The 14,041-nt window shown below is 36.2% G+C and carries 11 protein-coding genes and 1 pseudogene; 6 read left to right on the forward strand and 6 right to left on the reverse strand.

Annotation, left to right across the window (positions count from 1 at the left end):
* Positions 1 to 61 precede the first annotated feature (61 nt).
* Both BI291_RS12350 and BI291_RS12355 read right to left on the reverse strand, forming a co-directional pair.
* Positions 62 to 766: a hypothetical protein gene (locus BI291_RS12350; RefSeq protein WP_074499081.1), complete on the reverse strand. Its 705-nt coding sequence runs from the start codon at positions 764 to 766 to the stop codon at positions 62 to 64.
* A 101-nt stretch (positions 767 to 867) separates the two neighbouring features.
* Positions 868 to 1,563, reverse strand: coding sequence for a hypothetical protein (locus BI291_RS12355; RefSeq protein ID WP_074499082.1), 696 nt, complete (start codon positions 1,561 to 1,563; stop codon positions 868 to 870).
* A 182-nt stretch (positions 1,564 to 1,745) separates the two neighbouring features.
* Here BI291_RS12355 and BI291_RS12360 point away from each other — a divergent pair.
* Positions 1,746 to 2,120 (forward strand): annotated as a pseudogene (locus BI291_RS12360) (transposase); the annotation flags it as partial.
* 455 nt (positions 2,121 to 2,575) lie between these two features.
* On the opposite strand, the gene BI291_RS12365 reads toward BI291_RS12360, so the two are convergent.
* Both BI291_RS12365 and BI291_RS12370 read right to left on the reverse strand, forming a co-directional pair.
* Entirely contained in the window at positions 2,576 to 3,118 is a 543-nt protein-coding gene (locus tag BI291_RS12365) for a hypothetical protein (RefSeq protein ID WP_074499083.1), read from the reverse strand.
* Positions 3,119 to 3,810: 692 nt separating this feature from the next.
* The gene (locus tag BI291_RS12370) at positions 3,811 to 4,677 is read right to left on the reverse strand and encodes a hypothetical protein (protein ID WP_074499084.1); all 867 of its coding nucleotides are present in this window, start codon (positions 4,675 to 4,677) and stop codon (positions 3,811 to 3,813) included.
* 175 nt (positions 4,678 to 4,852) lie between these two features.
* Between BI291_RS12370 and BI291_RS12375 the strand changes: the two genes are divergently transcribed.
* The 3 genes from BI291_RS12375 to BI291_RS12385 all read left to right on the forward strand — a co-directional run bounded on the left by BI291_RS12375 (position 4,853) and on the right by BI291_RS12385 (position 7,174).
* The gene (locus BI291_RS12375) at positions 4,853 to 5,515 is read left to right on the forward strand and encodes a recombinase family protein (protein WP_254849575.1); all 663 of its coding nucleotides are present in this window, start codon (positions 4,853 to 4,855) and stop codon (positions 5,513 to 5,515) included.
* Between the two features lie 65 nt (positions 5,516 to 5,580).
* Positions 5,581 to 6,594 carry an HNH endonuclease domain-containing protein gene (locus BI291_RS12380; protein WP_074499085.1) on the forward strand — a complete coding sequence of 338 codons (1,014 nt, stop codon included), beginning with the start codon at positions 5,581 to 5,583 and terminating at the stop codon, positions 6,592 to 6,594.
* A gap of 1 nt (position 6,595) precedes the next feature.
* Entirely contained in the window at positions 6,596 to 7,174 is a 579-nt protein-coding gene (locus tag BI291_RS12385; RefSeq protein WP_074499086.1) for a bifunctional 2-polyprenyl-6-hydroxyphenol methylase/3-demethylubiquinol 3-O-methyltransferase UbiG, read from the forward strand.
* Positions 7,175 to 7,705: 531 nt separating this feature from the next.
* Here BI291_RS12385 and BI291_RS12390 read toward each other — a convergent pair.
* Together BI291_RS12390 and BI291_RS12395 are read right to left on the reverse strand one after the other, a co-directional pair.
* The gene (locus BI291_RS12390) at positions 7,706 to 8,407 is read right to left on the reverse strand and encodes a LytTR family DNA-binding domain-containing protein (protein ID WP_074499087.1); all 702 of its coding nucleotides are present in this window, start codon (positions 8,405 to 8,407) and stop codon (positions 7,706 to 7,708) included.
* Positions 8,407 to 9,333 (reverse strand): sensor histidine kinase, encoded by a 927-nt coding sequence (locus BI291_RS12395; protein ID WP_175573122.1) that lies wholly within the window; start codon positions 9,331 to 9,333, stop codon positions 8,407 to 8,409. Before BI291_RS12395 ends, BI291_RS12390 begins: the two co-directional genes overlap by 1 nt.
* 534 nt (positions 9,334 to 9,867) lie before the next feature.
* On the opposite strand from BI291_RS12395, the gene BI291_RS12400 reads away from it, so the two are divergent.
* Both BI291_RS12400 and BI291_RS12405 read left to right on the forward strand, forming a co-directional pair.
* On the forward strand, positions 9,868 to 10,752 hold the full coding sequence (locus BI291_RS12400; protein ID WP_074499088.1) for an ABC transporter ATP-binding protein: 885 nt from the start codon (positions 9,868 to 9,870) through the stop codon (positions 10,750 to 10,752).
* A gap of 12 nt (positions 10,753 to 10,764) precedes the next feature.
* Positions 10,765 to 13,977, forward strand: coding sequence for a M1 family aminopeptidase (locus BI291_RS12405; RefSeq protein WP_074499089.1), 3,213 nt, complete (start codon positions 10,765 to 10,767; stop codon positions 13,975 to 13,977).
* Positions 13,978 to 14,041: the final 64 nt, after the last annotated feature.

Raw genomic sequence — 14,041 nt, forward strand, 5'->3', positions numbered from 1 at the left:
TTCTGTATAGCGTGATTTTTTCATAGTCGTCTCCTGCATTAATCATTACAGAAAACTCTAATTATGTCTGTCTCAGTTTAAGGGAAGTGGACAGTCCCTCAAACGCTTTACCTCTGTGTCTACCTTGCTTTATTGGTAGAGCATTTGCTAATTTACCAATTTCATCCCATTGGTCATCAGTAATATTAAGTTCTCGAAGGGCATTCTTTTTTGAGGTAAATCGAGTTACTAAAGCGTCTCTAATTTCGTATAGATGCACAAATTCATTATCAGGGTCTTTAACCGACATTTGATAACTAGAAATTAGTTGTTGTAACGTAGTATCAGTTTTCCTGTGTTTTTCCATAGTCTCAGCATACCATTGCTGTTTATCAATCCTCTCTCTTTTAGTATCCGATTTTACATTTCCATGTTTATCTTTTACCACAAAATCCATTGTCCCCACCGAGATCTTACATGTTAAAGACTCTAACTGTAGGTAGTGATGTTTTTTACCGTCTTGTCTTAAATCAGTACGTGAAGGTTTACTTAACTCATAATTCTTATGATTAAATATTTGTACCGCATGAAACCTACTTTCAACTATATCTTGCAATTTTTTTTGAATGGATGGAGATTGCTCAAACGTTTCAGGTGTGATCTTAGCAGTAACTTTTCCATCTTTAATTTCTATACTGATTCCGTCGTATTCTAATTGAATAGTCTCTTCTAGGTAATTTAACGGAGAATAATTCCACTCCAACTCTATACTTTCAACAGGGCTCATGTTTAATACCACTAACGCTTCGCTAAGCGGCTAAAAATTGTTGGCTAAAATAAGCGAGGTACTAGCAAAAGCCAACTGTTTCTTGTCCGTTTAAATAACTTTTATCGATATGATAAATGCTGCTCCGCAAAGCTCTGTACAAATAAAAGCATCATTTGAACTTGAGATTTATCATACTCACTATACTCGCCATGAGCAGCTTTATTTCGAATATGCGCCCAACTTGTTACTTGCTTTTGAGTTAATTTGGAATATATGGCTTGTTTAGCTAGTTCGGTATTTAAAGGTTCAATAGTTAACGGTGAACCATTAGGCTTTATTGTAGCTATTCCATTTTTGTCGCATAATTTTCTTAATCCATCTTCTAATACTGCTCCAATTGTAACCGCAGCAGCATCTTTATAACCTTCTGATAATAAGTGTTCTCCAATTTCAAGGAAATCAGAAAATATGTCTGCTTGTAGTAAACCTTTTATATTTCCCAGCAAATCATTTTCAACATCATGTTTAACAGTCAAAGTAAGACCGTGAATCTGCGAAATATGACCGTACCAATTGCTGTTAATTGTATAAAAATCATCTATAGATATTGCTCTATTATAATTATCAAAATGCTGACTCTTGTCACCATATAGTTTTCTGACCAATTGCCCTATACGAGTTACCCAAGATGATACACTTGCTAAATCACTCCCACTCAATGAACTGCTAGCTCTAGATGCTAACTGTAGAATTTTCTCTCCTAAAGTTACAAGAGAGTTTATTTCATTTTTAATCGTAGTATCTAATTGCGTCATTATACTTCCATTTATTGAGTTAAGTGCTGAACCTTAAAGCGATATCAGTCGCATTTACTGCTGGTTTGGAGCGCAGCGGAAAAACAGTCCGACAACATGCGCTTGATACTTATTGAGCCTTCTCCCCGAAGTCTAGCCATTGGCTAAACTTCAAGGCGACCAAACCAAAAGGAGAAAGCTCAATGAAATTCTATACCAAATTACACGATTTTTATTGTGGGATCGACCTACATGCTCGAATTCTTTATGTCTGCATATTAAATGACAAGAGCGAAAAGGTACTTCACCAAAAGATAAAGGCCGATAAACAGGCGTTATTATCACTTCTTCAGCCCTATATTGGGCAAGTAGTAATTGGTGTCGAGTGTATGCATTGCTGGTATTGGGTCAGTGATTTATGTGATGAGCATAATATTGATTTTGTACTCGGCAATGCTTTGTACATGAAAGCCATTCATGGTGGTAAAGCCAAAAACGATAAAATTGATTCATATAAAATTGCCTGCCTTTTAAGAGGCGGCAATTTTCCCTTAGCCTATAACTATCCGTGTGAAATGGGGTGAGCTGAACGCCTAACTAGATAAGCAAGAACTGTCTTGTGTTATTTGTGATGGATTTGGTTTAACCAACCTAAACGCAGGTAAATACAGTCGCGGTATAAGCTACTTGCGCTTGATTAGACACCCCATTGGTGCGCATTAACAATGAGCAAAATTGTTTACACCTTAGTTGAGCCTGAAACTAACTGGACTTATGAGCCAACTAACTTGAATAGCGCCTTCGTAAGGTTAACCGATAAATGTCTAGTACCCCTAACCAACAAAAGGAATGACTGAGTTAGGCAGTGATGAGACCACAATAAGAGAGCCTCTATATGTGTTTGCCGTAAACAATTTTAACGGCCACAGTGACAGAACGAAGTAGATTATTTTGCTGATTGATTCACAATTAGCTGCCTAGCGGCAGCTAAAAAAACACTATTGCCTATTTGACGGAAGAAGGTTCATATGTGTTATAGGTCTTGACTTCGTACCCTGATGTTTGAAAATGCTTGCATAAACAATTCTTGTAATTCTGGCGGCGTAATAATCATCCATGTACAAGCAATAGTTGTAAATGCTTCAATTTTTTCTACGGGGCAATTAAATTGGGCTGTAGGCCTTATTAAACCGACGATATCATTGATAGCACCTAGCTCATGCATTTCAACTCTTGCATCAAGGTTGTGTCCAAAGTGATTACGAATAGTATTTAATTTTTTAATTCCAGGCTTAACAAAAGCAACCGCATTAGCAGCTGTAGGTAATAGTTTTGTTTTTTGCGCAAAGGACAATCTAACGTCATCAAAATCATCTATCCCATAATGGCTTGTTAAAAACCTATCCATGTATGATTCAATGATAAGATGACTTTTTAGGATTCTTCCTAAATCATCATGTTCAGTACGCAGAATAGCTTTGAAATTTTCGTTTTCAATTTCAAAGTTTTGATCAAACTCTTCCATGTGTGGTCGCAATATTTCTGCGGCTTCTTCAATCCCCTCGATTTCTCTCATACTTCCTTGACCTATAACGTTTATTATGTAGACGTCTCAGTAACACCTGTCCACGAACTAAAACTTAAACTACCAGAAAAATCCAATTTGTTACAGAAGCAATATTTAGTTTACTTAACTATCAAGAAGGGTATTACTGACACTTATTAAATAATACCTCTTTGGTTTAATAAGATATTGTTTAATGTATTCAAAGACTTAGGGGCAGGTAAGAGAGGATTACCTGAGAATTCTCAGTATTAGCTTTTTGAAACTTCATTAAAAATAAAGGTGTTTGTACCTCTGCTTTTCGCTATTAACCCTTCTTTAAATAAGTTTATTGATGTAACCGTGGCGCTATTTAATTAAATATTACTATTTATAAATGCTTAATATAAGGAAATTTTAAATATGAGCCACTTTTTTAATCACCATACCGTACTAGATTAGTTATAAAATCTAGGACATTACACTTTCTTAGAAACCGTTATTAAATCATGTGATAAGTATAAGAATTAAATAGACAGCGTTTGCACCGGGTGTTCTTTACATGTTTTTTACACAGTAGTTACCCAAATTATTGGTTGTTATTGTTATAAGTCTTTATACTTCAAATGTTTAATGCTTTTTTGGGTTGAGTTTTTTTGTGATTGAAATTTTTGTTTTTTTTACTAAAAATTAATCAAGTATAAGAGCTGTTTTACAGGTATTCTTCAATGTCGAAATCCTTTACAAATTTTGTTAGCTTCTATTATAGGTTCTGCTATTGCATTAAGTTTTCTCCTTAATGTGTTTGAAATATAAAAATTACTTATAGAATTTTTGAAAATTATGGAGTTTAACTGTTTGCATAAGTAATCAGGTAGACCGACATCAATACTATTTACTCTTCTTACGAATGAAATGCCTAAGTGCCTTTCTCTTGGGTTAGATTTTCTCCACGTAGTAAGTTCCGGATAATCTGCAATCTCCATTTCAAGTAACTCTTTTTTATGTTTATCAATATGTTGTTTATATATTTTTATTTCATATCCTAAATCTATAAAAACAGAATGAGCTTCAAGTTTACCATTTGGTTCAAGTTGTATTTCATTTGAATTGCTAAGTAACTGTTTAATATATGGGATGTCACTTTGATTAACGGATGTGACAATATGAGCATGTAGTCTACCTGAACGTGATTTTTCAATGACTAGAAAGAAGTCATCAATTCCAATTTGAGAGAAATACTGCTTGTATCTTTGACCACAGTAACTTACTGGGTTTTTCATACTATATAATGATTTACTGAATTTCTGACTAAAGTTGACGGTACAATGCACGGGGATTTGATGTTTTATTTCTTTTAAAGCTAATACTGAAGCTCTGAGCGCATAGTTTAGATTAATACTCTTACTTTTATTTATTATTATAGTTTTATAAAGATTTCTTTTAGAAGTCAGTAGGGGGATATTATATGTGGAATAACTACTATTATAGTATGATAAATGAGGTACTACAGCTCTATCATCAAACACTCTAAGGTTCTTTGCTAACGCTCTTGCTATTACTGCTGTTCCGTGGAATTCACTATTAGTCAAAATACGTGCCTCTAGTTGAAATTGTGTAACCTGTGGAAAACTTTACCTTAGGTTTCAATTTTTATTCAAGAGTGGATTATTATAATTTTTTAACCTTTACATTAGAGTGAGATTATCCTAATTTAAAAGGCACAACGACCGTTGTTATTTTTTAAATTTAAGTGAGGGTATCACATTGACTATTAAATACGTCACTTACCGTAGAGTAAGTACTAAGGAACAAGGACGATCTGGGCATGGTTTAGACGGTCAACAAAGAGACATAGATCTTTACCTTCAAAATTACAGTGAAGCACCTTACGTTGTTAATGGTGAGTTTGTAGAAGTAGATTCAGGGACAAACAATAATCGAGTTGAGTTCAATAAAGCTATTGCCTTATCGAAAAAAGAAAATGCAATATTACTTGTCACAAAACTTGATCGACTCAGCCGAAAGGTGTCTTTTATTGCTTCGCTTATGGATGATAAGAATTTACAAATCAAAGTTTGTTCTATGCCACATGCTGATAACTTCCAATTACACATATACGCGGCTCTAGCTGAACAGGAGCGCGAATTTATTAGTATGCGGACTAAAGCAGGCCTCGCAGCAGCAAAATCCAAAGGAATAAAGTTAGGGGGGCTTCGTGATAAAACTAATGCTAGAAACAAAGCAAAGAAGCGAGAAGCTGATGTTTTTGCAAAGAAAGTTTGGGTTGTTGTAGGGCCTATGTTTGAGAATGGCCTCAATTACACTCAGATTTCAAAAAGGCTTTCGAGTATAGGTATGAAAACATTTACAGGCAAAGAATTTTCTGTGCAAGCAGTTAAGAATATTATAGGTAGAATGAACACGTAAATTACTTGCCACCGAAAGATTCTAATCGTAAGGTTTATCCCTTAACCTTTCAAAATACTAAAGACATGGAATTTTACAAAGTCGAACCCACACTTGATAATTACTGGCGAGCAATTGTCTTGTTTGGTCGTAATGTCGCCTCATATAAGTTTGCACTAGCTAAGTCACTTTATGAACTTAATACTGTTTCAAATGATTTAGTTAAAATGGAACAACTAGCAGTACCTTTTAGTTACCACCTCTGTGAGCACTTAAAGCTTGAACCTAAGCAAATAACTTCAAAATCAAGTAGATTTCTGACCGCCTGTAAGGACTTTAATGCTAATGAATTAAGCCATGACGAGCTTATTAAGCAAACAGTAAAGCTAGGCTTTGCTAATGTTATAGACGCATTTCATGTTGTAAATAACGCAGAGATTAAAGAGCGTTTCTTTATTGATGAACGCAAATTAAATGGCGGCATAAGAATAACTGATAATTTTTTCAAGCTTGCAGAGCATGAACAATTCATTAATTTTGAACAGGAAACTGAAGCTCGTTGGAAGCTAGTAGAGCATGGTTGGAAAATGGGCGTTGCCCGAAATTTAATTACTGTTGAGTATGATCAAGAGTTAAAGACTTTATTTTCTGGTAGTAGAGAGCGAAGAGTTGATATAACTAGCTGTAGAGATAGCTTAAACGGTTATCAAAAAGGACGTTGTTTCTATTGTTATTCACCGATAAATATCAGTAGTGATACTGATAACCTAGCTGATGTTGATCACTTTCTACCATGGACGTTAAATGAGAAAATGGCTAATGTAAATGGTGTTTGGAATCTTGTTTTATCTTGTAAAGACTGTAACCGCGGTGTGAATGGAAAATTTGCTAGAGTACCAACGATAGAACTACTTAGCCGATTACATAAACGAAATGAGTACTTTATCAATAGTTACTTGCCTTTGCGTGAAACGTTAATACAGCAAACAGGCAACAATGAACTAAAACGAAAGCAATTTTTACAGCAAAACTATAGTATTGCTAAATCCACGCTAATACATGAATGGCAACCAGAAATAAAAGGCATAATAACGTTTTAAAATGACTATCCAATTTTACCAAGACAATGCGGATGAATTCTTTCTAGGTACAGTAAATGTAGATATGAGTAATATCTATAAGCACTTTACTCAAGACTTAAATAAAGGTGATTTAATACTTGATGCAGGTTGTGGTTCTGGTCGAGATACTAAAGCTTTTTTAGATATGGGGTATACCGTAGAAGCGTTTGACGCTAGTTCTGAGCTGGCTTCTCGCGCTAGTGCATATACTGGAATTGAAGTTAAACAAGGGTTATTTAATGATGTTGATAATATTGAAAAATATGATGCTATTTGGTGTTGTGCATCATTGTTGCATGTTCCTGAGATTGAACTACTAACAACATTAAAAAAACTGTCCAATGCTCTAAAACCAAGTGGTATTTGGTACGTTTCATTTAAGTATGGAGATAGCCAACGAGAAAAAGATGGTCGATCTTTTACCGATATGAACGAGCAGCGGATTAGTAAACTTATATCAAGCTTAAGTAATATCAGTATTAGTTCTACTTGGATAACAGAAGATAACCGCTCTGATAGAAACGAAAAATGGCTTAATACTACTTTAGTTAAGGAGTGATAATGAAATTATCTCAACATTTCAATTTTTCTGAATGGCCCTTTTGAGATATCCAACTTGTTTATGGAAACGAAATTATAGTCGATAAAAAGTTATAGTTAGTGGTACAAAGAGGTAGTACAAAGTGTAGAATTTGGTTGTCTTGTTAATGATACTTTCCTTGTTATACTAGGGTATAAAGCAACTACATAATTAGGGGTGATACTCCCCCCCGCTCCACCACCTTCAAAAATTAAAGCCACTCTTTAGTGGCTTTTTTTTCGCCATTAAAACAAGACTGGATCTTATACCAATTAAATTAAACATTTGGTCATTTAGCGAAAGATAAAGGTAGAGGCAAGGCATTGATGGAAAGCATGAATGGTCGCTCAGGAGAACGTGCTCCTGTGTTCTCTAATAAGCTACGTCCGTGTAATGTTCTTGTTCAAATCAATAACAAAGCCTATAAGCTTTTTAAACTAACTCATTAGTACTTTGTTCCCTAAATAATCAAACCATAGAATGACAATGCTTAAATTATTGGGTAGTGACTTATTTTGTCCATTCATTAAGTGTTTTTTTATATGTTTGCCCAATAGGCAGTGAAGCGCTTCCTATCTGTATTTTATTACTCTGTATTGATTTGACTTTATTTTTTGCAACAATAAACGATTTATGGATGCGGATAAATTGCTCACTAGGTAACTGTTTTTCAAACTTCACCATTGTTTGTTGAATAATGATTCTATGGCCCGTTAAATAGAGAATACTGTAATTACCATACGCTTTGATGTATTCAATATCAGCGAGTTGTACTTGATAGTGCTGTTTATCACCTTTGACAAAAATTGTTTGGGTTGTTTGAGTTGTGTGAGTTGTTGAACCGGTGTTTGTTATACTTTCTTGTTCAGAAACTTTATTAATCGCTTGAATGAACCGAGCTAAACTAAAGGGTTTTAGCAGGTAGTCGACTACATTAAGATCGTATCCTTCAAGCGCATATTCTTGGTAAGCAGAAGTCACAATAACTTGTGGTGGGTGTTTTAAAGTGCGCAGAAAGTCAAAACCTTTTAGTTTGGGCATATTGATATCAAGAAATATTAATTCAACATCGTGATTTTTGAGGTACTCTAATGCTTGCAACGCGTTATAGCTATTGTTGGTTAACGAAAAATGGGGCATATCGGTACAATAGTCTTGGATAATGCGGTGAGCAATTGGTTCATCGTCGATGATCATATAGCGAATAGTCATCAGGTTAATGCTCCTGAAATATTTGACTCAGATAAAGTCAGTACCAGTATTACATGGTAGCGATTTTGTGAATCGGTAATTGTTAATTGATGTTTATCGGGATACAACAACATGAGTCGCTTACGTAAATTACTTAAGCCAATACCTATAATGTCGTTTTGCTCCGTGGGATCATAATTATTGGCGATTTCAAAGGTAAGTTGTTGCCCTTTAACAGTAAGGTTTATCAATACATAAGCATTGTCGGTTAGTTTCTCTACACCGTGTTTATACGCATTTTCAATTAAATTGATAAAAAGCAATGGCGGCACTTTAATATCTTGTTCAATGGCAGTATTAAAACTGACAGATACTCGCTTTTGAAAACGAACGTGCTGTAATTCAATAAAATTATTCAGATAATCTATTTCGTCTTGAAGACTTACCCAGTCATGTTGGCCTTGATAGATGATATAACGCATCATACCCGATAGGCGTAAGATTAATTCAGGCGTTTGGTCTGATTTTTCAAGTGCTAAACCATACAAATTGTTGAGCGTGTTAAAGAAAAAATGAGGATTAATTTGGCTTTTTAATAACGAGAGCTCAGCGTACGTACGTTCGTTTCGTAATTGTTGATTTAACTTCCATAAATTGACAACCCAACTCACAACCATATGCAAAAACAGTAGCCAAAAGACTATGCGTAATTGGAAGTGAGGCCCGTATGGATCACTTTGATCCATGGTGGGGCTGATCAGAAATATAACCAACAAAAAAATCGCGTAAACCAAATAAAATCGCCATTGCTTGTGACTCATCACTTCGCTGACTTGTGGCATTCTTTGTTGTACGTAGCTCACGATGTAAAACAATAAGAGTGCGTAGGCTAATATAGCGCCGCTATTGTAGAGCAAACGATGCTGTGAAATCTGCTCTAATGTCATCAATAAACAACTCATCATAATGAATGTTAATGCAGTCTTAACGAATGGAATCCTGTGGAGAAATTTTGGGCTGCGTTGTTGTCGAACCTTGATAAACACCAAAAATAAAAACAGTAGGTAAGATAATACGATATAGGCGCTAGAGACTAAAAAAAGGTCTTGCTGGGTGCTATTGAAAAAAGTGATTAACGTACTACAAATAGCTACCGTTGCAATAAGTACCATCATAGCGGTTTGATGACGGCGAATAGTAAACCAGTTGAGCACCCAGAAATACTCCGGTAATTAGATAAAAGTATTGATTGACACTACACGCTTTAGGGGGAATTTTCCATTTTCGTTGGTTTTTATTGATGAACGCTTATTTTTAGCTGAGCAACTCATAAAAATGCAGGGTATAACACAATAACGTGCATTATTATTTGTTTATCCTAACAAATGACAACTTGGTCATATTTTTTAGCTAAAGATAGCCTTTATTTATTCCTCAACACACAATCGAAACCATCTTTTTTCAATTGTAGTTAACATAAAATGGCCCAAGAAAACTCTCTCAGTATTCAGCAAGTGGATAAATCTTACGCTGGCAAAGGTAAGGCGTTAAATAAAATTACCATGGAAATAACTAACGGTATGTTTGGTTTATTAGGACCAAATGGCGCTGGAAAGTCTACTTTGATGCGCAGCATTGCCACCTTACAGCCAATTGATAGCGGAAAGATACTGTTTAATGGTTACGATATAAGTCATGAGCCTAATCGAATTCGCAAGGTGTTAGGTTATCTACCACAAGAGTTTGGTGTTTATCCAAAGGTATCAGCAGAAGTACTGTTGCACTACCTAGGTCAGCTCAAAGGCATAACGAATAAGAAAGAACGACAAAAGCAAATTGATTACCTATTAGAACGAACCAACTTAAGCCATCATCGTAAACAAGCAGTCGAAGAATATTCCGGTGGTATGCGTCAGCGCTTTGGTATCGCGCAAGCTTTATTAGCTAATCCTAAAATTCTCATCGTTGATGAACCCACAGCAGGGTTAGATCCGCAAGAATGTCATAGTCTCCATAACCTATTGTGTGAGCTGTCTGATGCGATGATTGTCATTTTTTCAACTCATATTGTTGAAGATATTCAAAACCTTTGTCGTGACATGGCGGTGCTAGATAATGGCCAGCTACGCTTTATTGGTTCGCCGCAAGCGCTGATTAACCCGTTATCCAATCGCTTGTGGCAAGCCGAAATGAGCAGTGAAAATGCTGCACAATTTAGTGACGACTTTCACGTTTTATCAACTCGTTTTATCGGTGGACGTTGCCAGGTTCGACTGTTGGCTCAAGAAAGCCCAGCAGGCAACTTTTCTAAAGCAACGCCTGATTTGCAGGATGGTTATTTCCACCTGTTAAAACAAGCAATTTAAGGAACTTGATTGATGAAACAATTATTAATTTTTGAAAGCTATATAGCATTTAAGCAAAGATCTGTCTTGGTGCTTGCTGTGTTGGTATTTGTTTATGGTATTTTGATTAATACTCAGCAAATAGGTGAGGGCATGAACTTAATAGCCCTGAATTCACCTTACCGTATTAGTTACTTTTTAACATTAACTTCAATTTGTTTACCTTTTATTGCAGCGTTATTTAGCATTAATATTTTGCTCAAAGACAGTGAGTATAAATTTGATGGTATTACAGGCACATTACCGAGCAAAAAAATACTACTCAGTCGCTGGTTGGTGATTCTCAGTTTCATGTTAATGTTAAGTTTATTGTTGATGGTTGGGATGGCTTTTAGCTTAATGATCAGCTCAGGTGACCCATCATCGCAACTACCTTTAAATGTGTTTGATTTTCTATGGCCTTGGCTGTTGGTTGTAGTTCCGAATACGTTACTGGTTACTAGTATATTGATCGCCGTTACTACTTTTTGGAAGAGCGCAAAGGTCAGTTATGCGTTAAGTGTCGTATTAGTGATGTTTGCTTGGCTTGCGTTGATTATTATTAATGCGCCTATTACTGGTGAATCTGCTTTATCAATAAGTGGTTGGACGAAGGTATTAGCGATATTAGACCCATTCGCTAGTAGTAGCTTTTTTGAACAGACACAGTTTTGGACACCAGCTGAAAAGAATCAACTAACGATTCAGCTCGATGGTTATATGTTAATAAACCGTTTATGGGTTATAGCATTGGCAATAAGTATTTTTGGTTGGTTATGGCATAGCGTAACCACTACACCAAACTATTTATCACTAATATTGCCAGTTAAACCTGTTGTTAAGGACGATAAGCAAATAGTCGTTAAAACATCAAAAGTTATCTGCGAGCCAAGCTTTCAACACTTTTGGATTAACTCATTTACCCAACAAGTCAGATTTTATTGCGAACAATTACTTGCGAATTGGCCAGTACGTATTTTGTTAATAATATGGTGGTGTATGAGCATTATTGGCATTTTGATGGTGGCAGGCGTGTTTAATAGCGGAGAGTTTTCGGGTAAATACACGACTAGCGCAGAGTTAATTGGTCAAGCAGGTGAAGCATTTAATATTTTTTCTTTAGTAATCTTGGTGTTTGTCATTGCCGAAGTCTTATGGATAGAGCGCGATCATAAAGTGAGTGGACTGTTAATGACAACGCCATTGTCAAGTACTGCTAGCTACGTTGCCAAGCTTACCAGCGTGTTGTTGCTCCCCATTATCATGCTGGTTTTAATGCTTTGCTCTTGCTTGGTGTATCAACAGTTTTTTACCGACTCTAACATTGAGCTTTCATTGTATGCTTTAACAAGCTATTACTCTCTAACACCTATCATTTACCAAACTATATTGTTATTTTTGGTGCAGAGCTTTGTGGCGAATGCTAGTTCAGCTAATAAATATCTGGCTATGCTAGTCAGTGCGTTAATATTAGTTTTTATCAGCCAGTTTTTGGCGTCAATGGGAGTACATTCTCCATTGGCACAACTAAATCAATTTCCGAATCTCACGCGTGGTTACTCAGCAATAGCTGGCTTTGCTGGCAAAGAAATGCTATTTAATTATTTGGCACTTTATTGGGGGATGTTTGCCATTTTTGCTGCGCTACTAAGCCAGCGATGGTGGTTAACGCGTGATCGATTATCTTCCGTTTCAATTATCACTTTTAAAGGGGGGATAGCCTCATTTAGCGTGTTTATCTTGATAGGGGTATGGCTTGCTCTACAAATGCCTATTTACGCGCATCAAAATAGTGAGACAAGCGTATTGGCGGCTAAAGCTGATTATGAGAACAACTATCAGGCTTTTGCTGACATGCCGCACCCTGAATTTAGCCAAACAGAAATGACAGTGGATATTTTTCCTAAAAAACGGCGTATTCAAATTGCTTCAGTGAACCAAATCACTAATCATTTTAATCGTTCAATTGAGCAGGTGCTTATTTCTAGCAAGCAACCCCTTAATAAAATTACCATCGAAGGGGCTGTCTTACAAAAGCAACAGACAAGTATACTTGGAGAAGTTTATTTATTTGAGCTCACTCAACCTATGCAACCAAACGAGCATCGCGAATTAAGCTATACCTTAACAATGCAATCACAACCTTTCGCAATTAATCCTGGTATTGTAGACAATGGTGTTTATTTGCATCAGGGAAATTTTGAACCGTTATTAGGTTATGCTCCTATGCTAGAAATTAGCGATAATTTTACTCGCGAGCAATATAATCTCCAACCGAAAGCTGAAAAGCATCAACATGATCTGCGTTTGATGACAAAAAAACGCAAGCTTAGCGCGACACTTTCGACTGTTCATACACAAACGGCGTTTACTTCAGGTAAATTACTTAAACAGTGGCGTCAAGGCAAACGTACTTACTTTCAATATCAAATAGATAAACCGATTTATCCAATAGTAGGATATTTTTCTGCTGAGTATCAAGCGCATCATTTTGATGCTAGCGGTACTCCAGTTACGCTGTATTTTCATCCTCAGCATCAACGTAATATTGAGGAAATCGCTCATGCAACACAATTTACCTTAGCGTACATGCGGCAACATTTCGGCGATTACCGTTACTCTTCACTGAGACTAATCGAAGTGCCTAAATATCACCCCTTTGGCGGTAAGGCATCAGCAGGTGTTGTTGCGTTAAATGAACGGCTTTTTTTGCAGGATTATAAAGATAACGCGGCGATAAATAATGTTGCTAGAAATACGATACATGAAGTCGCTCATCAGTGGTTTGGTGAAAAACTCGTGCCTAAAATTACCAACGGTGAAAAAGTGCTTACCGAATCAATAACCAAATCAATTGAGGCTGATGTATTAGGCTTGATGTATGGCGAAAAAATGAAACAAAGCTTGATGGCCTTCAATTTACGTCGCTATCAAAGTGGTCGTGCGTTTGCTGGTGATCCCGAACCATCGTTGTTAGAGGCAGAAGGGCAAGCATATATTACATATGGTAAAGGGCCAGTAGTCTTTCAGCAACTTAAACAGCATCTTGGTGAAGAGCAATATCATCAAGTGTTAAAAGCGTTCATTATTGAACATCAGCATGGTATGCAGGCCACGTTGACTGAGCTAGTAAAACGCTTTGCAGAAAAAAGCGCATCGCCAGCGTATGTGGAAGCGCTATTTTCAACGCCGGGTATAAATGACTGAGCATTTACACCCAGGCACGATAGATCAGTGCTAAGTGTTGTTCGGTGTTACTGATTTATTACAC

The organism is Thalassotalea sp. PP2-459 (genome assembly GCF_001913705.1).
Lineage (GTDB): Bacteria > Pseudomonadota > Gammaproteobacteria > Enterobacterales > Alteromonadaceae > Thalassotalea_C > Thalassotalea_C hakodatensis.

Bases quoted from the DNA above. Each gene is read 5' to 3' on its own strand.
- BI291_RS12350 (WP_074499081.1), bottom strand. From the start codon at position 766: ATGAGCCCTGTTGAAAGTATAGAGTTGGAGTGGAATTATTCTCCGTTA.
- BI291_RS12355 (WP_074499082.1), bottom strand. From the start codon at position 1,563: ATGACGCAATTAGATACTACGATTAAAAATGAAATAAACTCTCTTGTA.
- BI291_RS12365 (WP_074499083.1), bottom strand. From the start codon at position 3,118: ATGAGAGAAATCGAGGGGATTGAAGAAGCCGCAGAAATATTGCGACCA.
- BI291_RS12380 (WP_074499085.1), top strand. From the start codon at position 5,581: ATGGAATTTTACAAAGTCGAACCCACACTTGATAATTACTGGCGAGCA.
- BI291_RS12385 (WP_074499086.1), top strand. From the start codon at position 6,596: ATGACTATCCAATTTTACCAAGACAATGCGGATGAATTCTTTCTAGGT.
- BI291_RS12390 (WP_074499087.1), bottom strand. From the start codon at position 8,407: ATGACTATTCGCTATATGATCATCGACGATGAACCAATTGCTCACCGC.
- BI291_RS12395 (WP_175573122.1), bottom strand. From the start codon at position 9,333: ATGACATTAGAGCAGATTTCACAGCATCGTTTGCTCTACAATAGCGGC.
- BI291_RS12400 (WP_074499088.1), top strand. From the start codon at position 9,868: ATGGCCCAAGAAAACTCTCTCAGTATTCAGCAAGTGGATAAATCTTAC.
- BI291_RS12405 (WP_074499089.1), top strand. From the start codon at position 10,765: ATGAAACAATTATTAATTTTTGAAAGCTATATAGCATTTAAGCAAAGA.